Annotated in this window: 26 protein-coding genes; 9 read left to right on the forward strand and 17 right to left on the reverse strand. The window is 68.9% G+C overall.

The window, feature by feature from the left end; all coding sequences use genetic code 11:
• Positions 1-208: 208 nt before the first annotated feature.
• On the reverse strand, positions 209-856 hold the full coding sequence (locus FFS10_RS13570) for a hypothetical protein (RefSeq protein WP_137895005.1): 648 nt from the start codon (positions 854-856) through the stop codon (positions 209-211).
• Between the two features lie 699 nt (positions 857-1,555).
• Here FFS10_RS13570 and FFS10_RS13575 point away from each other — a divergent pair.
• Entirely contained in the window at positions 1,556-2,524 is a 969-nt protein-coding gene (locus tag FFS10_RS13575; RefSeq protein ID WP_249931288.1) for a COG3904 family protein, read from the forward strand.
• Positions 2,525-2,751: 227 nt separating this feature from the next.
• Here the strand turns inward: FFS10_RS13575 and FFS10_RS13580 are convergent, their stop codons facing one another.
• Genes FFS10_RS13580 through FFS10_RS13590 form a run of 3 tightly spaced genes read right to left on the reverse strand, consistent with a single transcriptional unit; the run spans position 2,752 to position 3,618 of the window.
• Positions 2,752-3,072 (reverse strand): type II toxin-antitoxin system RelE/ParE family toxin, encoded by a 321-nt coding sequence (locus FFS10_RS13580; protein ID WP_137895006.1) that lies wholly within the window; start codon positions 3,070-3,072, stop codon positions 2,752-2,754.
• A gap of 4 nt (positions 3,073-3,076) precedes the next feature.
• A complete protein-coding gene (locus tag FFS10_RS13585; RefSeq protein ID WP_137895007.1) occupies positions 3,077-3,337 on the reverse strand; it encodes a ribbon-helix-helix domain-containing protein in 261 nt (86 codons plus the stop codon).
• Positions 3,334-3,618 carry a hypothetical protein gene (locus tag FFS10_RS13590; protein ID WP_137895008.1) on the reverse strand — a complete coding sequence of 95 codons (285 nt, stop codon included), beginning with the start codon at positions 3,616-3,618 and terminating at the stop codon, positions 3,334-3,336. Before FFS10_RS13590 ends, FFS10_RS13585 begins: the two co-directional genes overlap by 4 nt.
• Positions 3,619-3,773: 155 nt before the next feature.
• On the opposite strand from FFS10_RS13590, the gene FFS10_RS13595 reads away from it, so the two are divergent.
• Both FFS10_RS13595 and FFS10_RS13600 read left to right on the forward strand, forming a co-directional pair.
• Positions 3,774-3,995, forward strand: a complete 222-nt coding sequence (locus FFS10_RS13595; protein WP_137895009.1) for a hypothetical protein — start codon at positions 3,774-3,776, stop codon at positions 3,993-3,995.
• The gene (locus FFS10_RS13600) at positions 3,961-4,350 is read left to right on the forward strand and encodes a hypothetical protein (RefSeq protein WP_137895010.1); all 390 of its coding nucleotides are present in this window, start codon (positions 3,961-3,963) and stop codon (positions 4,348-4,350) included. The genes FFS10_RS13595 and FFS10_RS13600 overlap by 35 nt, the downstream gene beginning before the upstream one ends.
• Before the next feature lie 78 nt (positions 4,351-4,428).
• On the opposite strand, the gene FFS10_RS13605 is transcribed toward FFS10_RS13600, so the two are convergent.
• The 4 genes from FFS10_RS13605 to FFS10_RS13620 all read right to left on the reverse strand — a co-directional run bounded on the left by FFS10_RS13605 (position 4,429) and on the right by FFS10_RS13620 (position 10,429).
• Positions 4,429-7,599 carry an error-prone DNA polymerase gene (locus tag FFS10_RS13605; RefSeq protein WP_137895011.1) on the reverse strand — a complete coding sequence of 1,057 codons (3,171 nt, stop codon included), beginning with the start codon at positions 7,597-7,599 and terminating at the stop codon, positions 4,429-4,431.
• A complete protein-coding gene (locus FFS10_RS13610; protein ID WP_212744132.1) occupies positions 7,592-8,881 on the reverse strand; it encodes a DNA polymerase Y subunit UmuC family protein in 1,290 nt (429 codons plus the stop codon). Before FFS10_RS13610 ends, FFS10_RS13605 begins: the two co-directional genes overlap by 8 nt.
• Complete coding sequence (imuA, locus tag FFS10_RS13615; RefSeq protein ID WP_137895054.1) at positions 8,847-9,572, reverse strand: translesion DNA synthesis-associated protein ImuA; 726 nt, start codon at positions 9,570-9,572, stop codon at positions 8,847-8,849. Before imuA ends, FFS10_RS13610 begins: the two co-directional genes overlap by 35 nt.
• Positions 9,573-9,661: 89 nt before the next feature.
• Complete coding sequence (locus FFS10_RS13620; protein WP_137895012.1) at positions 9,662-10,429, reverse strand: GntR family transcriptional regulator; 768 nt, start codon at positions 10,427-10,429, stop codon at positions 9,662-9,664.
• A gap of 103 nt (positions 10,430-10,532) precedes the next feature.
• Here FFS10_RS13620 and FFS10_RS13625 point away from each other — a divergent pair, with 103 nt between their 5' ends.
• From FFS10_RS13625 to FFS10_RS13635, 3 genes are read left to right on the forward strand one after another with little or no spacing between them, the layout of a single operon-like run.
• A complete protein-coding gene (locus FFS10_RS13625) occupies positions 10,533-11,519 on the forward strand; it encodes a Bug family tripartite tricarboxylate transporter substrate binding protein (protein ID WP_137895013.1) in 987 nt (328 codons plus the stop codon).
• A 25-nt stretch (positions 11,520-11,544) separates the two neighbouring features.
• Complete coding sequence (locus FFS10_RS13630) at positions 11,545-12,291, forward strand: sulfite exporter TauE/SafE family protein (protein ID WP_137895014.1); 747 nt, start codon at positions 11,545-11,547, stop codon at positions 12,289-12,291.
• A gap of 13 nt (positions 12,292-12,304) precedes the next feature.
• Positions 12,305-13,726, forward strand: a complete 1,422-nt coding sequence (locus FFS10_RS13635) for an amidohydrolase family protein (protein WP_137895015.1) — start codon at positions 12,305-12,307, stop codon at positions 13,724-13,726.
• A gap of 4 nt (positions 13,727-13,730) precedes the next feature.
• Here the strand turns inward: FFS10_RS13635 and FFS10_RS13640 are convergent, their stop codons facing one another.
• Positions 13,731-14,369 carry a CoA transferase subunit B gene (locus tag FFS10_RS13640; RefSeq protein WP_137895016.1) on the reverse strand — a complete coding sequence of 213 codons (639 nt, stop codon included), beginning with the start codon at positions 14,367-14,369 and terminating at the stop codon, positions 13,731-13,733.
• Position 14,370: 1 nt separating this feature from the next.
• Entirely contained in the window at positions 14,371-15,078 is a 708-nt protein-coding gene (locus FFS10_RS13645) for a CoA transferase subunit A (RefSeq protein ID WP_137895017.1), read from the reverse strand.
• Between the two features lie 86 nt (positions 15,079-15,164).
• Between FFS10_RS13645 and FFS10_RS13650 the strand changes: the two genes are divergently transcribed.
• Positions 15,165-15,728 carry a PAS and helix-turn-helix domain-containing protein gene (locus FFS10_RS13650; protein WP_137895055.1) on the forward strand — a complete coding sequence of 188 codons (564 nt, stop codon included), beginning with the start codon at positions 15,165-15,167 and terminating at the stop codon, positions 15,726-15,728.
• A 77-nt stretch (positions 15,729-15,805) separates the two neighbouring features.
• Positions 15,806-16,309, forward strand: a complete 504-nt coding sequence (locus FFS10_RS13655; protein ID WP_137895018.1) for a DUF1993 domain-containing protein — start codon at positions 15,806-15,808, stop codon at positions 16,307-16,309.
• A 5-nt stretch (positions 16,310-16,314) separates the two neighbouring features.
• Here the strand turns inward: FFS10_RS13655 and FFS10_RS13660 are convergent, their stop codons facing one another.
• Positions 16,315-17,952, reverse strand: coding sequence for a methyl-accepting chemotaxis protein (locus FFS10_RS13660; RefSeq protein WP_249931290.1), 1,638 nt, complete (start codon positions 17,950-17,952; stop codon positions 16,315-16,317).
• 276 nt (positions 17,953-18,228) lie between these two features.
• On the opposite strand from FFS10_RS13660, the gene FFS10_RS13665 reads away from it, so the two are divergent.
• A complete protein-coding gene (locus tag FFS10_RS13665) occupies positions 18,229-18,801 on the forward strand; it encodes a peroxidase-related enzyme (RefSeq protein ID WP_137895019.1) in 573 nt (190 codons plus the stop codon).
• Positions 18,802-18,823: 22 nt separating this feature from the next.
• On the opposite strand, the gene FFS10_RS13670 is transcribed toward FFS10_RS13665, so the two are convergent.
• From FFS10_RS13670 to FFS10_RS13695, 6 genes are all read right to left on the reverse strand, one after another.
• A complete protein-coding gene (locus tag FFS10_RS13670; protein ID WP_137895020.1) occupies positions 18,824-19,555 on the reverse strand; it encodes an amino acid ABC transporter ATP-binding protein in 732 nt (243 codons plus the stop codon).
• Between the two features lie 18 nt (positions 19,556-19,573).
• Complete coding sequence (locus FFS10_RS13675) at positions 19,574-20,224, reverse strand: amino acid ABC transporter permease (RefSeq protein WP_137895021.1); 651 nt, start codon at positions 20,222-20,224, stop codon at positions 19,574-19,576.
• 81 nt (positions 20,225-20,305) lie between these two features.
• A complete protein-coding gene (locus tag FFS10_RS13680; RefSeq protein WP_137895022.1) occupies positions 20,306-20,968 on the reverse strand; it encodes an amino acid ABC transporter permease in 663 nt (220 codons plus the stop codon).
• Positions 20,969-20,972: 4 nt separating this feature from the next.
• Positions 20,973-21,767, reverse strand: a complete 795-nt coding sequence (locus FFS10_RS13685) for a transporter substrate-binding domain-containing protein (protein WP_137895023.1) — start codon at positions 21,765-21,767, stop codon at positions 20,973-20,975.
• Positions 21,764-22,564, reverse strand: coding sequence for a GntR family transcriptional regulator (locus FFS10_RS13690; protein ID WP_137895024.1), 801 nt, complete (start codon positions 22,562-22,564; stop codon positions 21,764-21,766). Before FFS10_RS13690 ends, FFS10_RS13685 begins: the two co-directional genes overlap by 4 nt.
• Positions 22,565-23,450: 886 nt before the next feature.
• A complete protein-coding gene (locus FFS10_RS13695; protein WP_137895025.1) occupies positions 23,451-24,311 on the reverse strand; it encodes a ZIP family metal transporter in 861 nt (286 codons plus the stop codon).
• Between the last annotated feature and the right edge of the window lie 124 nt (positions 24,312-24,435).

Here is a 24,435-nt window from a genome sequence, read left to right on the forward strand (position 1 = left end):
TTCTGCGCAAATTCGTAGCTGGCAAAGCTCAGCTGCTGGGACGGTTGCGGGCGGTGCTTCATGGCGTTCTATGCATGCAGGATTCGGGCCTAATTGATCAGCGTTTCCCTAGATTGCGCCCCTCCCTCAGGCCTTTACTCTCGCCTAGAGCCGTGCCTGCCGAGCACAGCTTGGTGTCGTGCTCGGTTTTCCCATCGTTCGGTTCTGTCTAGTCGAGCGACTCGTTCGGCTTGCCCAGCCACCGCAGCTTTGCGTGCTCCACATCGACGCGGCGACAACTGAACAGGCGTCGGCCAAAGCGCTCGACCGTCAGGGTGGCGCGCACCTCGATTTCGTGCCCCCAGTAAACACGGTCTTCATCCTGGTCGACCGTTACGAGGCCCTCGAAGTCCAAGCTCAGGTCGTCGCCGTCGTACTCGTCTAGTGCGTCCCACCACGGCAGTTCGACATCTGTGCGCGGGAAGGTACCATTAGTCATCGCCACTTGGGAGTTGACCAAATCTTCATCGACGATCACCCGCTCGAAGTGGTCCTGGACATCCATCAGCCAGGCTTCGTGATCATCGTAGAGTTCAGCATCCGGAAAGCGCGCCTGCAGAGCAGTAGTCAGCGCCTGCGCAAACGCGCCGCCGTCGTGTCCGAGCTCAGATGCTCGTGCCCGCAACCGCTCCGGGTCTAAGACGATGTCGGCCGCTTTCGGTAGCCCGGCGTCGTCTCCGGACGCCTGGTAGGATGCGAGATTGTTGTGACCGAGCGCCGCAGCGACAAGCTGCTGGGCGTGGCCAGTGGAGAGTGAGATGCCCTGAGCCGATACCGCTTGACGAACAGCAAAGGCAATGGCGGATAGGTGTGCCATGACGTGTACTCCGAGTATTGCGCGGGGTCTCGAGCGATTCCGACCCTGCGCATGCGAAGCCGCACGATTGGTCACTGGGATTGCAAGGGGAACAGAGGCCTTGTTTGAGCCGCTCGAAGCTCTGGCGGGCGCCGTAATAGCAGTGTAGCAGGCTTGGCGGCAGGTGTGTGAACGCCCCCAGCAGCGCGACCCTGGGGGATTTTCGCCGCCTCTCACGACGTGAGGTGCCCGTCGGATTTCGCATTTCAACCGGCCGCGCCCGATGCGGCGAACTCGGGGTGATTCCGCAGCAGCTTGGACCGGCCTCGAGGCTTGGATTCGGAGTTACCCGGAGCAACGGTCTGCTTCCTGACAGAAGCCTGTGGTGGCCCGCTCCGGGCCGGATGCCGAACCTCGATGCAGCACAGAAGTACGCGCGCGTGTCCCTCAAAAGCCTACGACAGCGTCAGCGCGGCCCCGAACCGACATCGCCGCCAAATTCACCTTGGCGCGTTTGGATTTGATACGTTACGGCAACGTCGCTAGACTCTCTCCGGTTAAGGCGCTGTATCCCAAAGTGCGAGAGTCCCGCTTTTAAATGTGTGACATATGAGACGACTTGTTCAGATTATCGTCACTGCTGCGTTTGTCTTTTCAACCGCGGCATACCCTGGCGCTTTGACAATTCGCGTGGAACGACCGGATTGGCTCAGAGTGCTAATGAATAATAGTTCCTGGTACGTAGTGCTCGATGGTGAAATTGATGCAGACGATCCTGCACGAGTTGCTGCGGCATTGAGCAAGACGGGTGCGGACGGCGCGGATGTCTATATCAACTCGCCGGGCGGTAATCTGTTGGCGGGGATGGATATAGGTCGGATAATTCGCGAAGCGGGTGCAAATACGCACATCGGTGGTCTCATGCAGGTGCCGTCGATTTCAATTCCTAGCATGCCAAGATGGAAAAGCGTGCCCGGTGTGTGTTATAGCGCCTGCGCTCTTGCGTTTCTCGGAGGTGTCTATCGATACGCCAGCAGTGATTCTGAATATGGTGTCCACCGATTTTCGCGCCGTTCCGGATCAAATCAAAACGATTTGGATGCCGCGCAGATCATGTCGGCCGCAATCGGTACCTTCATTCGTGACATGGAAGTTGATCCTGGCCTGTTTGATCTCATGGTTCAAGAAGGAAAGGACAAGATTCGGATTCTCAGCAAAGTGGAGTTGACGGGACTTAACGTGGTTAATAACGGCCGAAAAAAACCGGTATGGTCAATCGAAGTCATGGAGGGAGCTCAATATCTGCGTGGCGTGCAAGACACCGTTTATGGTCAGGGAAAAGCCATTTTTCTCTGCTATGCCAATCGAATTCTTTTTCAGTCGCACTATCAGGCCGGCGCGGAAATGGCCAGTAGCATCGCCAGTGGCGGATGGTTTCACTCGCTGCTTGCCGATGGTAAGACTCTTCCCTTGCCTGAGCCTGCACGGATTAGCGCTACCGGAAACGAAATTTATACTGTGTTCTCTCTAACGTCTGAGCAGTCATTAGCGATCGCTTCTAGTTCATCCGTGGGGCACGCCATGCAACGCGCACGCGACGCTCCCGTATTTGTCGGCTATAAAATCGACATCCCAGATTCATCGTCCGGAAAGGTTCACACGTTCATCCGGAATTGCCTGCGACGTTAGCCGGCCTGAGTGACCGCTTCAAAGAATGCACCTCCGAACACTGACCCCGAGCTAGGTCTGCTGTACCTTGAAACCGACCGTTGGCGGCTGGTTTTTTTAGGCACGGATGACCGGAAGTGGCCGTTCCCGCGCATAGACGACCAGCCGGACTTCCTGACAGCAAACGGCAGGATCAGACACATCATGGACATTGGCCACCAGATGCCGACGTGACGGTCGGAACACCTTCACAAGCCGAAGTCCTCTCGAAAACGATCGATCTGGTGCATCCGCTCGTGCAGGAGCGTCACGATGCCGATGTCGCCGTTCGAGAGCCTGCGCCAATAGACGAGGTGCCGCTCATACCGAAAAAAGTAACCCTCGATGCCGAACTCGGCCGGGATGGGCCTCGATGGCGTCTCGCGGGTCTCGATACCCTCGAACGCCTCGAACAAGCCGGTGATGTAGCGGTCGGCCTGTTGCTCACCCCAGCGATCCCGCGTGTAGCGATAGATGTCGTCGAGCCGATAGGAAGCCGCTTCTTGAACGCGGACACGGGCCTTGGCCATGCCCTCAGGTCCGGTTGCGCGCGATCACGTCGGCTGCCGTCAACGGCTTGTACGATGATTCTGGGGCCGCATACGCATGGGCCAACTCGGCCTTGAGCCTGTCAAAGGCTTCCTTCTCCGCGCGTTCCTTGTCGCGGCGGATCAGGTCCCGGATGTACTCGCTGACGTTCTCGTAGGCGCCATGCTCACCCACGTTCGCGGCGACGAACTCGCTGAGGGTTCCGCTGAGGCGGACCGTCATGGTCGTGGTCGTCGCTCGGGTCATGGCACAGTCCTTTCGCAGTTGGCTGCATTCAATATAAACAAAAATGAATACAGCAGCAAACCACCCCAGGGCCAGACGATCACGTTGAGCGGGCCGGTCTCGTCCTCCAGCGTGACGAAGATCGTGCCCTTGGCGGTCTGCGGCCGCTGGCGCACGGTGACCAGGCCGCAGGCCGACGCGCGCCGGCCATGGGGCAGGCCCTGCAACTGCCCGGGGGGCTGAAGGCGGTGGACACCGCGCCGCAGCAAAGTGATAACGCAACTGCTCGTGACCGTTGGCACACCGGCATCGCCTCAGCAAAGGCGTGCGCGCAGTCTGCTCTCTCCATGAGGAAACCCTGGTGGAACACCTTGTGGGGGGTTCAGAGGTCTTAACAGATGGCGTGTATGATTGCTTGGGACGGGGGCCATTTAGCGGCGTCCTACTGGAGTAAGCGATGAACCATCTACTGAACATCCTTGCTGGTGTCGGGCAGGTGATCAATGCTCTCGGCTCAGCACCTCAGTACCGCTATCCGCAAGTCGGAGACCGGCGCATGGACGCAAAAAACATAGCAGGCGGTTTTGTCACCGTCGGGCGCGATCTGAAGAAGAAGGCCGACAAGGAATTGACTCGGCACAGCCATGGCAAGATCGACCACAGCGCAGCTTCGCAATAAGGAACAGCACATCACGCTATCCGAGCAGGAAACGGACTCACCGATCCTGCCGATAGCCCAGATCGAGCGTCTGAAGGAGGTGCATCCTGAGCGCGTTGACTGGGTATTCGAAGAAACCTCCAAGGAAGGCAATTTCCGTCGGTCCGAGGTGAAGCGCGTAAACACCATGGTGTTCGTCGAGCGCATCCTGGGCATGATTGCAGGACTTGTCATCGGCACCGGTGCGCTTTACGCCTGCTATAGCTTGGCCATGGCCGGTCACGATGCTGTCGCCGGCATTGTCGGAGGCACTACGGTTGTCGGTCTTGTCTCTGCTTTCGTCATTGGAGTCAAGCGCAGGAGCTCCACCAAGTAGGCACCACAGCTCACCATCAGCCGCAGCCCGCTCAGCGCGGGCTTTTTTGCGCCCTTTTGCCTGCCCTTCCCGCCGTGCTCAATGAAAATCCCGGCTGTGCAAGCCGATCTGGGCCAGCCGCCCCAGCAGCGGTGTGAGGTCGCTCAGGCGCTCGGCCAGCAGGTGGCGCACGCCGCTGGCGTCGCTCTGCCACAGCCCGCGCACGGCCAGCAGGCGCGCATGCAAGAGCACCTCGCGCTGGCGCTCCTGCACCCGGGGCCAGACGATCACGTTGAGCGGGCCGGTCTCGTCCTCCAGCGTGACGAAGACCGTGCCCTTGGCGGTCTGCGGCCGCTGGCGCACGGTGACCAGGCCGCAGGCCGAGGCACGCCGGCCATGGGGCAGGTCCTGCAGCTGCCCGGCGCTGAGCAGCCCCATGCGCGACAGGCGCGGGCGCAGCAGGGCCAGCGGGTGGCGGCGCAGCGTCAGCTGCATGGCGGCGTAGTCGAACAGGATCTCCTCGCCCTCGGGCGCGGCCTGCAGGGCCAGCGGCGCCTCCTGCACCGGCGCCTCGCGCAGCAGGGCCGGCGCGCGCCGCAGCGCGGCGGCGTCCCAGACCTGCTGGCGCCGGTGACCCGATAGCGAGTGCAGCGCATCGGCCGCGGCCAGGGCCTTGAGCGCCTGGCTGCCGAGGCCGGCGCGCAGCGCCAGGTCTTCGGTGTCCGCGAACGCGGCCTGGGCCCGCGCCTGCGCGATCCGCCTTGCGTCGGCCTCGGCCAGGCCGCCGACCAGGCGCAGGCCCAGGCGCACGGCGGGCCGCGCCGCACTGCGCACCTCACTGACGGCCGCCCCTTCCGCCAGCGTGCAGTCCCAGTCGCTGTGCGAAACGTCGGCCGGCAGCACCGTGACGCCATGGCGCCGCGCGTCCTGGATCAGCTGCGCGGGCGGGTAGAAACCCATGGGCTGCGAGTCGAGCAGGGCCGCGAGGAAGCACTCGGGCTCGTGGCACTTGAGCCAGCTGCTGGCATAGGCCAGCAGGGCGAAGCTGTAGGCATGGCTTTCGGGAAAGCCGTATTCGCCGAAGCCCAGGATCTGCTGGAAGATGGCCTCGGCGAACTCGCGGCGGTAGCCGTTCTTGAGCATGCCGTCGATCAGGGGGCCGCGGAACTTGTCCACCCCGCCCTTGCGCTTCCAGGCCGCCATGGCGCGGCGCAGGGCGTCGGCCTCCGAGGCCGTGAAGCCGGCCGCGAGCATGGAGATCTGCATCACCTGCTCCTGGAAGATGGGCACGCCCAGGGTGCGCGCCAGCGCCGGCTCGAGGGCGGGCTTTTCGTAGACGATGGGCCGGCCTTGGCGCACGCGCTCGCGCGCCTTGAGGTAGGGGTGGACCATGCCGCCCTGGATGGGTCCGGGCCGCACGATGGCGACCTCGACCACCAGGTCGTAGAAGCGGCGCGGCCTGAGGCGCGGCAGCATGGACATCTGGGCCCGGCTCTCGATCTGGAACACGCCCACGGTGTCGGCGCGGCAGATCATCTCGTAGGTCCGAGGGTCGCCCTGCGGAATGTCGTGCAGGCCCCAGGCGCCGCCGCGCAGGGCGTTGCGCAGGTCCAGGCAGCGCCGCAGGGCGCTGAGCATGCCCAGGGCCAGCACGTCGACCTTCATCAGGCCCAGCGCCTCGAGGTCGTCCTTGTCCCACTGGATGACCGAACGCTCCTTCATGCTCGCGTTCTCCACCGGCACCAGGCGGGTGAGCCGGGTCTGGGTCAGCACGAAGCCGCCCACATGCTGGCTCAGGTGGCGCGGAAAGCCGATCAGCTCGCACGCCAGTTCCAGCCACAGCCGGGCCCGGTGATCCTCGAGCGCCACGCCGGCCTGCTGGGCCAGCGCGTGCAGGCGGTGTGCGCCCAGGTCCTCGTCGAACCAGGCATGGTCCTTGGCGAAGGCATCGACCAGCGCCTCGGCCACGCCCAGCGCCTTGCCCACGTCGCGGATCGCGCTGCGCGTGCGGTAGCCGATGACCACGGCGGCGATGGCGGCGCGCTCGCGGCCGTACTTGCCGTAGATGTACTGGATGACCTCCTCGCGCCGCTCGTGCTCGAAGTCGACGTCGATGTCGGGCGGCTCGTTCCTGCGCTCCTTGCTGATGAAGCGCTCGAGCAGCGGCTCGGAGTCCATGGGGTCCATGGCGGTGATGCCCAGGCAATAGCAGACCACCGAGTTGGCCGCCGAGCCGCGGCCCTGGCAGAGGATGCGCCGGCTGCGCGCGAAGCGCACGATGTCGTGCACCGTGAGGAAGAACATCTCGTAGCGGCATTCGGCGATCAGCGCCAGCTCTTTCTCGAGCAGCGCCTGCACCTTGTCGGGCACGCCTTCGGGGTAGCGCTCGCGCGCCCCGGCCAGCGTCAGCTGGCGCAGGCCCTGGGCGGGCGTGAGGCCCGGTGGCACGGTCTCGAGCGGGTAGTCGTAGCGGATCTGCGAGAGATCGAACTCGCAGCGCCGCACCACCTCCAGCGTGCGGGCCAGCAGCTCGGGCGGGTAGGCCTGGGCCAGGCGCCGGCGCGAGCGCAGATGCCGCTCGGCGCTGGCCTGCAGCGCCTGGCCGCAGTCCTGGACCGGCCGGCCCAGGCGCACGGCCGTGATCACATCCTGCAGCGGCTTGCGCGAGCGCTGATGCATGTGCACGCCGCCGGCCGCGACCAGGGACACGCCGGCCAGCCGGCCCGCCTGGCGCAGCGCGGCCAGCCACAGCTCGTCGCCCTGGCGGTGCAGCAGCTCGACGGCGAGCCAGAGCGAATCGCCCCAGAGGGCCCTGGCCCAGCGCAGCCGCCGCAGCAGCGCCTGCAGCTCAGGCACCTCGCCGTCCGCGTGCCGGGGGACCAAGAGGACCTCGCAGCCCGCGAGCAGGCTGAAATCGCTGTGCTCCCAGCCCACGCGGTACTCGCCCTTGGGCGCCGTCCTGCGCGCGGCAGTGATGAACTCGCACAGACCGCCCCAGCCCCGCAGGTCGCGCGCGATCACGACCAGGCAGGCCTCGCCGAGGTCGAACATGCTGCCGTACAGCAGCCGAAAAGGCCGCGGCAGATCCTTGAGCGCCGACCAGGCCCGCACCGCGCCGGCCACCGAGCATTCGTCGGTCAGGGCCAGGGCGGTGTAGCCGAGCTCGCAGGCGCGCGCCACCAGCTCCCGCGGATGCGAGGCGCCGCGCTGGAAGCTGAAGTTGCTCAGGCAGTACAGCTCGGCATAGCGGGGCAGCGCGTCCTCAGCCATAGAGCCCCTGCAGGTACCAGCGGACCTGTGGGACCTCCCGTGCCTGGGCCAGCGGCCGCTCGCGGTAGATCCAGACCAGGCCGGCGGCTTCGCTGCGGGCCAGGAAATAGTCGCGCAGCGCCGGCCCGCCCTCCTCCCACCAGGCGGTTTCCACGCGGTGGGGGCGCGCGAGCCGCAGCAGGGGATGGCCGCCGTGCTGCGGCACGCCGTCGCGCAGCGCCAGCGGCAGGGGCCGGGGCAGCAGCCAGGGCGGGTAGAGCGCGTCGGCGGCCAGCGGCACGGGCGTGCCGCCCGGCTTGGGGCCTGGCTGCTGCGCCGGCACCCAGCACTGCATGCGCTCGGGCCGGTGGTCGGACCGGGCCAGCGGCAGCACCACCTGGTGCGCGCCCAGCCGCGCGCTGAGCCGCTCCACCAGCTGGTGCAGGGGCTCGCCCTGGAAGCGGTCCTCGGGCAGCAGGCTGGCGCTGGCGCCGGCCCAGGGCGCGGTCTCGAGCGAGCGCAGGCGCAGCTGGTTGGCCGGGGCCGAGAGGGTGGCGCGCGCCAGGTGCTCGCCCAGCAGGCGGCGCAGGTGCGCAAGGTCCTGCGTGGGCCGGGCCGTGCGCAGGGCCAGCCGCTCGTGCGGGGGCAGGTCCGCACCGTCCAGGCGCCTCAGGTCCAGCGTCCATTCGAGCTCGAGCGCGAGCACGCCGCGCTGGCGTGCCTGCAGCCAGGCCTGCAGCTGCGCCAGCAGGCGCTGGGCGGCCCACATCAGCTCGGGCGCGCTGGCCGCCAGCGCGGGCAGCTCGAGCCCGGCGTCGAAATGCTCGGGCAGGGTGAGCCAGGCATGGGTCTCGGGCCGCTCGCCGTAGGCGGCGTCGAGCGCCTCGAGCAGCGCGGCGCCGAAGCGCCTGGCCACGCCGCCGCGCGGCAAGGCGCGCAGCTGCCCCCAGCGGCGGCAGCCGGCGCGGGCCAGCGTGTCCAGGTGCGGCAGGGCCGCGCTCAGCGTGTCCAGCGGCAGCAGGTCGGGCTGGGGCGGCGCGACCTCGCCGCGGCGCAGCAGCCGCAGCCGGGCCAGGGCCAGCCGCGAAGTGGCGCCCTGCGCATGCTCGGGGCGGGCCTCGAAGGGATGGGCCTCGAGCAGTTCGCGCAGCAGCCGCCGGCGGCCGCCCCACAGCCGCTCGGAGGCCGAGACCTCGAGCAGCAGGGCCTCGTCCAGCCAGGCCACGCGCGGCGTGAAGCGCAGGGCCCACCAGCCCCAGGCGCTGCGCTCAGGCTCGGGCGGCGACAGGGCGACCCAGTCCATGGCCGGCCTCCTCCCCCGCGGCTTCGCGCAGGCGCCAGGCGGCCAGCAGCGCCGCCACGCGCGGCGCCTGGGCCGGCAGCCGCACCGGCGCCTCGAGCGGCGGACCGCGCCGCTTGAGGATGTGCACCTCGAGGCTGTCCCAGCCCTCGAGCCACAGGCGCAGCGGCGCCGGCGAGGCCTCGTGCCGCGCCTGGGCGCCGCGCAGCACGAACAGCAGCCGGCCCTGCTGCTGCGCGGCCAGCTGCAGGCGCCGCAGCTCGGCGCTGCGGGCCTGGGGCAGCCAGGCCAGCACAGCCGACACCTCGGCGCAGCGCAGGGCCTGCTCGGCCGCCCAGAGCCGGGCCGCGGGCGGCTCGCTGCGCACCCAGAGCAGGCGCTCGCCCGGCAGGCCCTGGGCGCGCAGGCTGGGGCCGAAGGGCTCGCAGGGCGGGCCGACCAGCACCGCCGGGCCGGCCTGCTCGCGCAGCTGCCGCGCCAGCCCCGGCAGCAGCAGCTGCCAGACAGGGGCCTGGGGCTGCGGCTGCAGCAGCTCGACCATGGCGCCCAGCGGCCAGCCGCCGCCGGGCAGCTGGGCGTCGAGCGCGGCATGGCCGCTGGGCAGGACGGCGCCCCCGGCCCCGGCCAGCGCCTCGCCGCGCCAGACATGGGGCAGCACCACGGGGGGCTGCGCCTGGCGCAAGCGCGGGGACATGGCGGGCATGGGGCACTCCGAACAACTGTTTATTTATCCAGTCATTCTAGAGCTTTCCCTCCTTTTGGAAAGCCCGGCGCCGAGACTTTTCAGCCGGCGCCGCGCTCCAGCGTCAGGCTGTAGCTGAAGCGGTCGGCGCGGTAGGCGCTTTTCTCCAGGTGCACGGCATCGCCCGCGCGGCTGTAGACCGTGCGCTCCATGAGCACCAGAGCGGCCCCGGGCGCCACGCCCAGGCGCGCGTGGCGCTCGGCGTCGGCATTGGTCGCGCCCAGGGTCACGTCGGCCTTGCCGACGGCCACGCCGAGGTCATGCTCGTAGATGTCGAGCACGTCGCGGTGCGCGAGATCGGCCTTGGAGAGGCGGTCGCCGTAGGCGCGCGGCATCCAGGAGCGGCTCAGCACCAGGGGCTCGCGGTTCAGGTAGCGCAGGGTCTGCAGCTCGGTCACCAGTTCGCCCGGCGCGAGCTGGAAGGCGCGCGCGACCTCTTGCGGTGCAGGCACATGGCCGAGCGAGAGGATCTGCGTGTGGATGGTGCGCCCCGCACCACCGAGGGACTCGGCCAGGCCACGCAGCCGGGTCAGGTCCAGGGCCACGGCGGGCTGGGCGACGAAGCTGCCCTTGCCGTGCGCCTTGACCAGCAGGCCCTCCTTCTGCAGGTCGTTCAACGCCTGACGCACCGTGATGCGGCTGACGCCATGGGCCTGGGTCAGCTCGCTCTCCGAGGGCAGGCGCTCGCCGGGCCGCAACCGCCCCTCCAGGATCTGGGCCTTGAGCCGCTCGCGCAGCACGGCGTAGAGCGGCAAGACCCCCGGCGCCTCGGCGGGCGGCGTTTCGGACGGTTTCCTCGTTTTTGGCATGAAACTCGCTTGTTTGATTTAACTTGTTATAACAAGTAGACTGTACCGTGACGACGAAAGTCGCGCGGTGTTTGTTACCTCACCCATCGCCAAGGAGCGAAGCATGTTCAAACCCTTTTCGCTGATCCTCTCCCTGCTGGCCGCAGTCGCCCTCTCGGGGGCCGGCGCCAGTATCGCGCAAGGCGCCTACCCCAGCGGCCCGGTCACGGTGATCGTGCCCTTCGCCCCCGGCGGCAGCGTGGACGTGGCGGCACGCATCGTCACCCAGCGGCTGGCCGAGCGCCTCAAGCAACCGGTGGTGGTGGAGAACGTGCCGGGCGCGGCCGGCACCATAGGCACGCAGCGCGCGATCCGCGCCAAGCCCGATGGCCAGACCCTGCTGTTCGCCGTGGCCAGCCCGATCACCGTGGCGCCGCAGGTCACGCCCGGCACGGTCAAGTACGACGCGCTCAAGGAACTCGTGCCGATCGCGCCGGTCGGCGTCGCCCCCTTCGTGCTGATCGGCAGCCCGGCGCTCGCGGCCAACACCACCAGCGAGCTGGTCAAGCTGGCGCGCAGCCAGCCCGGCAAGCTCAACTACGGCACCGACGGCGTGGGCACCTCCATGCACGTGAGCATGGAGCTGGTCAAGCAGAGCGCCGGCATCGACGTGACCCACGTGCCCTACAAGGCCGGTCCCCAGGTGCTGACCGAGCTGGCCGGCAAGCAGATCGACCTGGCCGTGCTGCCGGTCTCGCTGGCCCAGGCCTTCGTCAAGGACGGGCGCGTCAAGGCCTACGGCGTGACCTCCAAGGCCCGCTGGCCCTCGCTGCCCGGCGTGCCCAGCCTGTCCGAGTCGGCCGAGTTCAAGGACATGGACATCGAGTCCTGGTTCGGCCTGCTGGCACCCGCGTCGCTGGACCCGGCCATCCGCGACCGCCTGGCGCGCGAGATCGCCGCGATCACGGCCGAGCCCGAGGTCATCAAGAAGATGGACGACGCCGGCCTCAAGCCGTTGCAGATGGGCCCGGCCCAGTTCGCCGCCTACCTGGCGCGCGAGAAACAGGTGTTCGGCCGCGTGATCGCGTCGGCCGGCATCAAGGTCGAGTGAAGCGCCGGCCCGGGGTCCGCAGACCATGAGCAGCCTGGCAATCCTGCTGGTGGCGCTGGCGGGCCTGGCCCTGGGCGCGACCAGCATAGGCGGCATCGTGGTCGTGCCGGCGCTGACCGTGGCCGACCAGGTCCCGGTGCCCGAAGCCATCGCGGCGGCCAACCTGGGCTTTCTGCTGCCGGCCGTCGCCGCCTTCGTCGCCTGCCGCACCAGCCCGGACATGGCGCGGCTGCGCCTGGCCCCGCTGGGCCTGGGCGCGATCGCCGGCGCCGGCCTGGGCGCGCTCACGCTGGACGCCCTGCCGACCACCGCCGTGCGCCTGGTGGTGGCGGCGCTGGCCGTGCTGTCGGGCCTGCTGGCGCTGCTGCGGCCCCATGCCGCCGCCAGCGCCGAGGCGGCCCGGCGGCTCGAGCGGCCCGCGGTCCAACTCGCGCTGGGCCTGGCCGTGGGCTGCGGCTCGGCCTGGTCGGGCACGGGCGGGCCGGTGCTGCTGACCCCGCTGCTGCTGGTGCTGCACGCGCCCACGGCGAGCGCGATCGCCATGGCGCAGTACATCCAGCTGCCGATCGCGGGCGCGGCCACGGCCGCCAACCTGGCCTCGGGCCAGCTGCATTGGCGCCTGGGCCTGCTGGTCGGCGCCGTCCTGACCGCGGGCTGGCTGCTCGGCTGGCTGGGCGCCAGGCGCCTGCCTCTGGCCGTGGTCCGGCGCCTGCTCGCAGCCAGCCTAATCGGCGTGGGCCTGTGGTACGGCTGGCAAACCCTCAAAGCCTGAACGGAGCGATGACATGAACCAGGAACTTTGGCGCCAGCCGCTTTCCGCCCCCGAGCTGCTGCTCGCGCCGCGCTGGACCCTGCTGCCCGAGGGGCCGCAGGCCGGCTGGGCGGTGCACGTGGCCGGCGGCCGCTTCGCGGCCGTGGGGCCGGCCGAGGAACTGGCGCGCAGCCTGCCCCACCTGCAGGCGTTCGACCTGCCCCAGACCCTGCTGATGCCGGGCTTCGTCGACGCCCACCACCACCTGACCCAGTCCTTCGGCAAGGCCCTGGCCTTCGGCGAGCCGTCCGAGATCTTCAAGCGCATCTGGGTGCCGCTCGAGTCCAGCCTGGACGAGCGGGCGCTCCATGTCGCGGCCAAGCTGGCGGCGCTGGAGGCGCTGCGCGGCGGCTTCACCACGGTCTGCGACGCGGGCACGCGCGCCCAGAGCGGCCTGGAGGCGATCGCGCGCGCGACCGAGGAGGCCGGCCTGCGCTGCGTGCTGGGCCTGAGCTGCAACGACCTGGGCAGCGATCAGCCGCCCGAGGCCATCCTGGCGCGGGCCGAGCGCTTCCTGAGCGCCTGGCCGGCCGACGGCCTGGTCCACCCCTCGCTCGCGATACCGATCGCCGAGGCCGCGAGCGACCCCATGCTGCGCGAGGTTTCCCAGCTCGCGGCGCGGCACGGCGCGGTGTTCCAGATCCATGTCAACGAGCACCTGGCCTCGGTCGAGCGCTCGCTGGTGGCGCGCGGCCTGCGCCCGCTGGAGCACCTGGACCGGGCCGGTGCGCTGGGGCCCCAGACCCTGGTGGCCCATGCCACGCTGCTCGCGCCGCACGAGCTGAACCTGCTGCGCGAGTCGGGCACGGCCGTGAGCTACAACCCCGTGGCCAGCGCCTGGAAGGGCAACGCGGTGGCAGATGCAACGCTGATGGCCGCCCTGGGCATACGCTTCGGCCTGGGCACGGACGGCACGCGCAGCGACGGCTTCCGCCTGATGGACGCGGCCGAGACGGCGCAGCGCCTGACCAGCGGCCTGGCCAACGGCGACTCGTCCTGCGGCGGCGGCTGGCTGTGGCTGGACCGCGCCACGCGCGGCGGCGCCGACGCGGCGGGCCTGGGCCGGGTGACCGGCGCGATCGCGCCGGGGCTGGCGGCCGACTTCCTGCTGGTGGACCTGGACGTGCCGGAGATGCGGCCGTCCTGGGACCTCAGCTGGGAGCTGGTGCGCCTGGCGGCGCGCGACCAGATCATTTCGGTGCACGTGGCCGGAAGGCTGCGCCTGTGGCGCGGCTGGCCGGTGGACTGGGACGGGCGCGCCCTGCTGGCCGAGGTCGACGCGATCGCGGCCGCGTCGGTGGCCAAGGCGCCGATCCAGAAGATCCACCCGAGCTCGCGCGCGCACCGCACGGCCATGCTGGCGCGCGGCTGGGAGCCCGGCCCGCGCCAGCCCTGACGGATCAGAGCAACGTCACGCCGGTCTTGGACTGGACGAACTCGCGCGTCACGCCGGGCGCGAGCTCGACGAGCTTGAGGCCCTCGGGCGTCACGTCCATCACGCCGAGGTCGGTGATGATGCGGTCGACCACGCCCACACCGGTCAGCGGCAGGGTGCACTGGGGCAGGATCTTGAGGTCCTCGGTGCCGTCCTTCTTCTTCGCCACATGCTCCATCAGCACGATCACGCGCTTGACGCCGGCCACCAGGTCCATGGCGCCGCCCATGCCCTTGACCATCTTGCCCGGGATCATCCAGTTGGCCAGGTCGCCCTTCTCGCTGACCTGCATGGCGCCCAGGATGGACAGGTTGATCTTGCCGCCACGGATCATGGCGAAGGACTGGTCGCTGCCGAAGATGGACGAGCCCTTGATGGTGGTCACGGTCTGCTTGCCGGCGTTGATCAGGTCGGCGTCGACCTGGTCCTCGGTCGGGAACGGGCCTATGCCCAGCATGCCGTTCTCGGACTGCAGCCAGACTTCCTTGTCGTCCGGCACGAAGTTGGCCACCAGCGTCGGGATGCCGATGCCCAGGTTCACGTAGAAACCGTCCTGCAGTTCCTGGGCCGCGCGCGCGGCCATCTGGTCTTGGGTCCAGGGCATGTCAGCCTCCTTTTTTCTCGGTGATGGTGCGTTTCTCGATGCGCTTTTCCGGCGTCGGGTTGTGCACGATGCGGTGCACGTAGATGCCCGGCAGGTGGATGTCGTCGGGCGCCAGCTCGCCGGTGGCGACCACGCGCTCGACCTCGACGATGCAGATCTTGCCGGCGGTGGCCGCGGCCGGGTTGAAGTTGCGCGCCGTCAGGTTGAAGCGCAGGTTGCCCGAGCGGTCGGCCACGTCGGCCTTGATCAGGGCCACGTCGGGCACCAGGGAGCGCTCCATGACATAGGTCTCGCCGTCGAACTCGCGCAGCTCCTTGCCCTCGGCGACCAGGGTGCCGACGCCGGTCTTGGTGAAGAAGGCCGGGATGCCCGCGCCGCCGGCGCGCAGCTTCTCGGCCAGCGTGCCCTGGGGCGTGAACTCGAGCTCGAGCTCGCCCGCCAGGTACTGGCGCTCGAATTCCTTGTTCTCGCCCACGTAGGACGAGATCATCTTGCGGATCTGGCGCGTCTCCAGCAGCTTGCCGAGGCCGAAGCCGTCGACACCGGCGTTGTTGGAAATCACGCTCAGGTTCTTCACGCCGGAATCGCGCAGCGCGTCGATCAGCGCCTCGGGAATGCCGCACAGGCCGAAGCCGCCTACAGCCAGCAGCTGGCCATCGGCGACGACGCCCCTGAGCGCCTCGGCGGCGGAGGGAAAGAGCTTGTTCACGGAAGTCTCCTCAAATTCGGAGCATCAACGATACTACGTAATTACATAGGTAGTATTTCGTAATGGAGACCCCTAGCCGCCCCGGCATGCCCGTGCCCGACATCGACTACCGCCTGGCCTTCGAGCTCGCGCCGATCGGCCTGGTGCTGTCGAGCAACCGCACCATGGTGGACTGCAACCAGCGCCTGTGCGAGATGTTCGGCGCCGCGCGCGAGCAACTGGTCGGCCAGAGCTTCCAGCTGCTCTACCCCAGCGCCGACGAGTACGAGCGCACCGGCGCGCGCATCGAGCCCATCCTCAACGCCCGCGGCGTCTACGCCGACGACCGCGTGATGAAGCGCGTCGGCGGGCGTTTCCAAGGGGAGACCTTCTGGTGCCACGTGACTGGCCGCGCGCTCAACCGCGAGACGCCGCACGAGGCCGGCATCTGGACCTTCGAGGACCTGAGCGCGCGCCGTCCGGTCAAGGCCGAGCTGACGGCGCGCGAGCGCGAGGTGGCGGCCCACCTGATGGGCGGCCTGACCTCCAAGGAAATCGGCCGCGCCCTGGCCATCAGCCACCGCACGGTGGAGATCCATCGCGCACGCCTGATGCGCAAGTACCGGGCCAGCACCACGGCCGACCTGGTGCACAAGCTCATGGCCGGCTAAGTCCGGCGCTCCCGCGCTGCACGAAAGCGGTTTTTCGGGGATCATGCGGGCTTCCCCCACTTCGCACCCGCCCCACCATGACCCTCTCCATGTACCAGGCCAGCGTGCCCGTCTTCGTGCGCCAGCTGCACAACCTGTCGGCCATTCTCGACAAGGCCATCGCCCACGCCGACGCCACCGGCCTGGACCCGGCCGAACTCGTCGCGGCGCGCCTGGCGCCCGACATGCTGCCCTTTTCCAACCAGGTCCAGATCGCCAGCGACAACGCCAAGGGCTGCGCGGCCCGGCTCGCCGGCGTCGAGCCGCCGCGCTGGGAGGACAAGGAGCAGACGCTGCCCGAGCTGCAGGACCGCATCGCCAGGACGCTGGACTTCCTGCAGGGCTTTGAGCCCGGGCAGATCGACGGCTGCGAGGCCAGGGAGATCACGCTCAAGCTGCGCGACAGGGAGCTGAAATTCAGCGGCCAGAGCTACCTGCTGGGCTTCGCCCTGCCCAATTTCTTCTTCCACGTGGTCACGGCCTACGACCTGCTGCGCCACAAGGGCGTGCCGCTGGGCAAGCGGGACTACCTGGGCGGCTGAGACCCTCAGTCGAGCAGCGCCAGCACCGGCGCGCCCCGCTCGCGCACCGGGTCGGCGCGCCCGCCCAGGACCGCCGGGCCGGGGTCGCCCTCGAGCCCGGCCTCGGCCGCCTGGCCGGCATCGAGCTTGAACGTACGCGTCGCCTGGACCAGGCGATCGGCCTGCTCGCTGAGGCTGCCGGAAGCAGCCGCGCTCTCCTCCACCAGCGCGGCGTTGTGCTGGGTCACCTGGTCGATCTGGCGGACGGCCGCGTTGACCGCGCCGATGTCGCGCGTCTGCTCGCTGGCTGCGGCGCTGATCTGGCCGAGCAGCTCCGCCACCTGGCGCACCTGCAGCACGAGGTCGTTCATGGTCAGGCCCGCGTCGCTGACCAGGCTGGAGCCGGTACTGACCTTCTCCCCGCTGGCATGGATCAGCTCTCTGATCTCCCCGGCCGCCTGCGCCGAGCGTTGCGCCAGGCCGCGCACCTCGCTGGCCACCACGGCGAAGCCGCGCCCCTGCTCGCCGGCGCGCGCGGCCTCCACCGCCGCGTTGAGCGCCAGGATATTGGTCTGGAAGGCGATGCCGTCGATCACGCCGATGATGTCGCGGATTCGCGCGGCGCTGTCCGCGATCTCGGACATGGTGGCCACCACCTGGCCCATCACCGTGCCCCCTTGCGCCGCGACCGCGCTGGCCGAGCTGGCGAGCGCCGCCGCCTGGCCGGCGGCACCGGCGCTGTGCTCGACCGCGTCGGCCAGCTGCGCCATGGCGGCCGCCGTCTGCTGCAGGCTGGAGGCCTGCTGCTCGGTGCGCTGGCTCAGGTCGGCGCTGCCGGTGGCGATCTGGCCGGAGCCGATGGCGATGCTGTGGGCGCTGCTGCGCACGGTGCCGACCACGCCGACCAGGCTTTCGTTCATGGCCTTGAGCGCGTCCAGCAATTGCCCGGTCTCGTCGCTGCCGGACACCTCGATACGCGAACTCAGGTCGCCCGCCGCCACCGTACGCGCCACCTGCACGGCCTGGTGAATCGGACGCGTGATCGATCGGGCGATCAGCCAGCACAGCCAGGCCCCGAGGCAGAAGCAGGCCAGCGAGATGCCCACCAGCAGGCCGGAGGTGCGGCGGTACTGCGCCGAAATCGGCTCGGCGATGGAGCGCACGGCCTGCACGGCGCGCTGGCTGATCTCGCTGCTGCCCGTCTCCATCTCGTGCACCGACTGCTTGTGCGCCTCGAACGCCTTGTTGGCGTCCTCCGCCGTTCCGAGCAGGCCGTTGTCTATCATGCCCACGGTCTTCTCGAAACCGCCGGCGTATTGGCGCAGGCCCTCGTCGATCCGGTCCAGGGCAAGCCGGTCCGCCTCGCCCAGCGCGAGTTGCCGCGTGGACGCGATGGACGCCTGGAGGCTGGACAGGTTCTCCCGCCACTTCTGCCGGTACGAGGCGAAGCGGTCGGGGGCATCGAGGTTGATGAAGCTGTCCTTCTCGTAGCGGCGCGCCGTCAGGATGTGGATGCGGATCTCGTCCGCCTTCTGCGCCAGCAGCATGTCCGAATCGATCGCCGTCGTCGCGGCACGGTAGACGCTGTGCAGGCCGTGCAGGCCTATGCCCATGGCCAGGGCCAGCAGCAACAGCACCACGCCAAAGCCCAGCCCCAGCCGCATGCCGATCGATGTGGCGCGAAGAAAATGCCGAAGAGAGTTCAAGCCTGCCTGCCTTCCAATGTCGGGCGCCCGCGGCTGCGGGCATGCGATGCACCGGGTGGCCCTGCCGCCCGTGGTCCAAGGCCTCGAATGATGCGGTGAGCGGCTGCGACGGATATCGGGATAAGCGGACCATTTCCAGCCCAGTTCACGCCGCTGTCACAGAAGAGGGACGGACGGCCGCCATCCCGTCCTGCAAAATGAGCCTTAGGGATTCCGAACCGCCAGGAGACGTCCATGAACCGCTACCCTGCCCCCGCCATTGCCGACCTGCCCGAGGACCTGCGCGCCAGGATCCTTGAGGTGCAGGAAAAAGCCGGCTTCGTGCCCAATGTGTTCCTGGCGCTGGCGCGCCGTCCGGCCGAATGGCGCGCCTTCTTCGCCTACCACGACGCGCTGATGCTCAAGGAGGAAGGCTCCTTGACCAAGGGCGAGCGCGAGATGATCGTCACCGCCACCAGCGCCGCCAACCGCTGCCTGTACTGCGTGGTCGCGCACGGCGCGCTGCTGCGCATCTACGAGAAGAAGCCCCTGGTCGCCGACCAGGTGGCGGTGAACTGGCGCAAGGCCGACATCACGCCGCGCCAGCGCGCCATGCTGGACTTCGCGATGAAGGTCTGCCAGCAGGCCGACGAGATCGAGGACGGCGACTTCACGGCCCTGCACGCCCACGGCTTTTCCGACGAGGACATCTGGGACATCGCCGCCATCACCGCCTTCTTCGGCCTGTCCAACCGCATGGCCTCGTTCAGCAACATGATGCCGAATCCCGAGTTCTACCTGCTGGGGCGCGTGCCCAGGCAGAAGTAGGCGCCGGACGCCCTCCCAGCGCTCAGGCCATCGAGGACAGGAACTGCCTGAGCTCGGGCGTCTGCGGCGCGCCGAACAGCTGCTCGGGCGGGCCCATCTCGTGCACCCGGCCCTGGTGCATGAAGATCACGCGGTCGCTGACCTTGCGCGCGAAGCCCATCTCGTGCGTGACCATGAGCAGCGTCATGCCCTCCTCGGCCAGGCGCTCGACCACGCGCAGCACCTCGCCGACCAGCTCGGGGTCGAGGGCGCTGGTGATCTCGTCGCACAGCAGCACGGCCGGCTCCATGGCCAGGGCGCGCGCAATCGCCACGCGCTGCTGCTGGCCGCCCGAGAGCTGGTCGGCGTAGGCCTCGAACTTCTCGGCCAGGCCCACGCGCTCGAGCAGCTGGCGCGCCTGGTCCTCGGCCTGGCGCGCGTCGCTTCCCTTGACGAGCTTGGGCGCGAGCATGATGTTCTGCCCCACCGTGAGGTGCGGGAACAGGTTGAAGCTCTGGAAGATCATGCCCACGCGCTGGCGCAGCGCGCGCATGGCCTTGGGGTCGTCGTGGCGCAGTGCCTGGCCGTCGACGGTGAGCGCGCCGGACTGGAAGGTCTCGAGCCCGTTGATGCAGCGCAGCAGCGTGCTCTTGCCCGAGCCGCTCTTGCCGATGATGGCAATCACCTCGCCCGGTTCGACCGCCAGCGTGATGCCCTTGAGCACCTCGTTGCTGCCGAAGCTCTTGCGCAGTTCATGGATGTCGACGAGTGCCATGGAGGGTTCTTTCTTGTTTCAAGCGCGCGCGTGGAGGCGGCGCTCCAGGGATTTGGCGTACAGGCTGATCGGAAAGCACAGCGCGAAGTACATCAAGGCCACGCAGCTGTAGACCACGAAGGGACGGAAGGTGGCGTTGGTGATCATGGTGCCGGCCTTGGTCAGCTCGATGAAGCCGATCACCGAGGCCAGCGCCGTGCCCTTGACCACCTGGACCAGAAATCCCACGGTGGGCGCGACGGCGATGCGCGCGGCCTGGGGCAGCACCACATGGCGCAGCTGCTCGCCGAAGCTCAGGGCCAGGCTTTGCGCGGCCTCCCACTGGCCGCGCGGGATGGCATTCACGCAGCCGCGCCAGATCTCGGTCAGAAAGGCGCTGGTGTAGAGCGTCAGGGCCAGGGTCGCGGCCACCCAGGCCGAGGTGGGCACGCCGAACAGCGCCAGGCCGAAATAGGCCAGGAACAGCTGCATCAGCAGCGGCGTGCCCTGGAACAGCTGCACGTAGCCGCCCACCAACCGGTCCGCGCCGCGGGCGCCCGACAGGCGCAGCACCAGCAACAGCCCCCCAACCAGGCCGCCGCCGACGAAGGCGATCAGCGACAGGGCGACGGTCCAGCGCGCCGCCAGCAGCAGGTTGCGCAGGATGTCCCAAAGGGAAAAGTCGACCATGGCTAGGCCTCCTGCCGGGCCGCCCCAAGGGAGGCCTGGCCCCCTAGCGGGGCAGCGAACGGATGTGAGCGTGGGGGCATATTATTTCCCGAACAGGAACTTCGGTCCGAACCAGTTGAGCAGCCGGCGCAGCGCGACGGACAGCCCCAGGTACAGCAGCGTGGCGACGATGAAGGCCTCGAAGGCGCGGAAATTGCGGCTCTGGATCAGGTTGGCCGCGTAGCTGAGCTCCTCGGTGGCGATCTGGCCGCAGACCGCCGAGCCCAGCATGACGATCACGATCTGGCTCACCAGCGCCGGCCAGACCCGCTTGAGCGCCGGCGGCAACACCACGCGCATGAAGGTCTGCGCGCGGCTCAGCGCCAGGCTCATCGCGGCCTCGATCTGCCCGCGCGGCGTAGCGACGATGCCGGCGCGCACGATTTCGGCTGCATAGGCCCCGAGGTTCATCACCATGGCGATGACCGAGGCCGCTTCGGGCGTGAGCTTGAGGCCGGCCGCCGGCAGCCCGAAGAACACGAAGAACAGCTGCACGATGAAGGGCGTGTTGCGGATCAGCTCCACATAGGCACCGACCACCCAGCGCGCCCCCGCCGGGCCATGCACGCGCAACCAGGCGCAGGCCACGCCCAGCGCCACGCCGACCAGGGTGGCGACCGCGGTCAGCGCCAGCGTCCAGGCCACGCCCTTGGCCAGCAGCGGCCACTGGCCGAGGACGGCGGCAAAGTCGAGCTCGATGGCCATGGGCTTACTGCGGCAGGTCGCCGGCGCCGCGGCCCAGCCACTTCATCGCCATGCGGTCGAGGTCGCCCGCCTTCTTGGCGCCGGCGATGATCTCGTTGACCTTCAGGCGCAGCTTGTCCTCGCCCTTGGCCACGCCGATGAAGTTCGGGCTGTCCTTGAGCAGCAGCTTGTATTCGGTGCCGAGCTGCGGGTTCCTGGCCATCATGTTGCCGGCCACCGAGGCGCCGGTCGCGATCAGCTGCACCTGGCCCGAGACGAAGGCCGAGACCGTGGCGTTGTTGTCCTCGAAGCGCTTGATGTCGGCGCCGGCCGGCGCGAGCTTGCTGAGCTCCTGGTCCTCGATCGCGCCGCGCGTCACGCCCACGCTCTTGCCGGCCAGGTCGGCGAAGCCCTTGACGTTCAGGCTCTTGGCCGCGAACACGGCCTGGAAGAACGGCGAGTAGGCGGCCGTGAAGTCGATCACCTTCTCGCGCTCGGGGTTCTTGCCTAGCGTGGAGATCACGAGGTCGGCCTTCTTGGTCTGCAGGTAGGCGATGCGGTTGGCGCTGGTCACCGGCGCCAGCTCCACCGCCACGCCGAGCTTGGCACCGATGTAGTTGGCCATGTCGATGTCCAGGCCCTGCGGCTTGAGATCGGTGCCGACGAAGCCGTAGGGCGGGAAGTCGGTCGGGATCGCGATGACGATTTTCTTGGCCTTGAGGATGTCGTCGAGCGCGGTCTGGGCCTGGGCACCGCCGGCGGCGAGCAGGGCCGCGGCGGCCAGGCCGAGGACGAAGTGACGCTTGGAGAACAGGTTCATAGCAGGGCTCCTAGGTAAGTGGAAGGGGGTTCATGGCCGGGGCCCGGGTCATCCCCGGCCTGGCCACGGCGACCGCTCTTGCGCGATCTTGTATGCAAGTCTTGTGCCGCACCGCCGCCGCGAGACGGTCCGGACACCGGCGCCAGCGCGTCGCGCAACCGCGCCAGCGGGTCGCTGCGCGACTGCAGCTTGAGTGCCGACTGCACCGCGCCGATGTGGCGGTCCATGAGTTCCTCGGCTTGGGCGAAGTCTCCCCGCTCCAGCGCAGCCACGATCTGCACATGCTCGTCGCAGGACTGCGTGGCTTCGTGCGAGGACTGGTAGCGCATCGCGATCAGCGTAGTACGCGCCGTGAAATCGCGCAATGTGTCGGCCAGCAGCCCGTTGCCCAGGCATTCGGCCAGGCAGACGTGGAAGTCGCCGAGCAGGTAGCTGCGCAGCCCCACGTCGCCGCCCTTGAGCGCGGCCTTCTCGCGCCCCAGGTGGACCTTGAGCCGTTTGACGGCGGCCTTGTCCACCGTGCCGGCGCGGCGGATCAGGCCGGTCTCGATCACGCGCCGGGCCTCGAAGGCCTCGCGCGCCTCGTCCTGCGAGGGCTCGACCACGTACCAGCCCCGGCGCGCGCTCACCGTGACGATGCCGCGCGCGGCCAGCCGCATCAGGCCCTCGCGCACCAGGGTGCGGCTGCAGTCGAACAGCATGGCCAGAGGCTGCTCGCCCAGCCGCGTCCCCGGCGCGAGCTTTTGCGCGAGAACGGCTTCCAGGATGCGCTGGCTGATCTCGGTGGCAGTGGTCATGGCCGCAAACCATGCAATTTGCATGCCTCTTGTATGCAAGACTTGAGCGCCACGATGGTGCCTCAACGACCTGCATTCGGGCGCAAGGCACCACGGTGGTGAGCCGGGTGCGCTCGACGACGGACGCCGGCCGGCCGGCCCGCGCCCAGCCTTGGTCGAGGACGGCCCGGGGGCCGGCGCCGCGCGGCGTCCGCCGGCGGCGTGGCCGCTCAGTGCCCGCCCCTTCAAGGTCTTGCTCTCTTTTCTGCGCGGTGCGTGAAAAACCCGTTTCGCAGGCGCTGCGCCTCGCGCCGCGGCAGGCGGCGCCCGGCGGGGGCTCATACCGTGGCGGTCGGCATTCGCCGACTCCGCTGCGATGCTCGCACCGGGGTCGCGCCGCATAACTCGCTGCGCGATCTGCGATCGCTCCGTTCAGACAAATGCGGCGAGTCAGATCACGATGCGCGCTGCGCGCGCCCGACCCCGGCGTTGCGCTTCTCGCCGCCACAGAAATCGCCCCCACCGGGCACCGCCTGCCGCGGCAAAGCGACGACGCAGCGCTCGCAGCCGTTGGCACGCCAACATCGTCTCTGCAAAGGCGTGCGCGGGCAGGTTGCAGCGCGCCTGCGAGGCGCCGAGGAGCGCAGGGCGCGTGGCCGCGCGCGCAGCGCGCTTCGTGAACTGATTCGTCGCAGTTGTTTGAGCGGAGTGAGCGCAGCGAACGCAGCGAGTTCTGCGACGGGCCACGCGACCGAGCACCGCAGGGGAGTCGCCGTGCAACGGCGACCGCATCGCTTGAAGCGCTGCGGCCTGCCCGCGCGCGCCTTTGCCGCGCGGTGCCACGACAGCTGCCTACGCCCGCGTCACAAGCGAACTCCTGACTGAAACACCTTGAAAGGGGTGCCGCTCAGTGCCCGTGGTGGGCCAGGGTGCTGACCAGGGTGACCAGTCCCATGCCGACCAGCAGCCAGACGATCTGCGCCAGGGTTTCGCGCGCAGACAGCCTCTTTTGCAGCTGGGGGATCAGGTCGGCCAGCGCCACGTAGATGAAGCTGCTGCTGGCCACGGCCAGGAAGTAGGGCAGGTAGTCGTGCAGCCGGTCCACCAGCACGTAGCCGACCAGGCCGCCCAGGGCCGTGATGGCCCCGGCCAGCGAGACCTTGAGCACGGCGGCCCGGCGCGTGCCGCTGCCCCGGCGCAGCACGATCAGGTCGCCCATGTGGTGCGGCACCTCGTGTGCCAGCACCGCCAGCGCCGCCAGCGCCCCCAGCCGCAGGTCGGCAACGAAGGCCGAGGCGATCAGGATGCCGTCGCCGAAGCAGTGCACGCTGTCGCCGGCCAGCACGGCCCAGCTGCCCGAGAGCCGATCCTGGCCATGGGCGTGCGCGGCGTGGCTGTGCTCGTGCGGGTGGTCATGGTGCGCGTGACCACGGTGCGCGGCATGGGTGCGGTGCGGCGCATGCGCGTCGCTGTCCCCATGCGGCTCGTGGTGGTGCTCGTGGCCATGGTGCCAGAGCTCGGCCTTGTCGAGCAGGAAGAAGAACACCAGACCCAGCAGCAGCACCAGGAACAGGTCGTGCGCCTCGACCCCGCTCTCGAAGGCCTCGGGCAGCAGGTTCAGCAGGGCCGTGGCCAGCAGCGCGCCGGCCGCCAGGCTCAGCATGTGCTGGGTGTAGCGCGACAGCACGCCGAAGCTCAGGGCTGCGGCCAGCCACACGCTGCCGATGCCGGCGGCAAGGGTGCCCATCAGGATCGGGATCAAGGTCATGGCTGCGTCGTCAATGTGGTGGCAGGGGCGGGCCCCGAAGAAAAAACGAAACCGCCCTCGCGGGCGGCTCACGGTGGCGGGGCGGCTTGCGGCCCGCCCCCAGCATCGACCCTTATCTTAGCAA

This window comes from Ramlibacter sp. 2FC (assembly GCF_005503345.1).
Classification (GTDB): domain Bacteria; phylum Pseudomonadota; class Gammaproteobacteria; order Burkholderiales; family Burkholderiaceae_C; genus SCMQ01.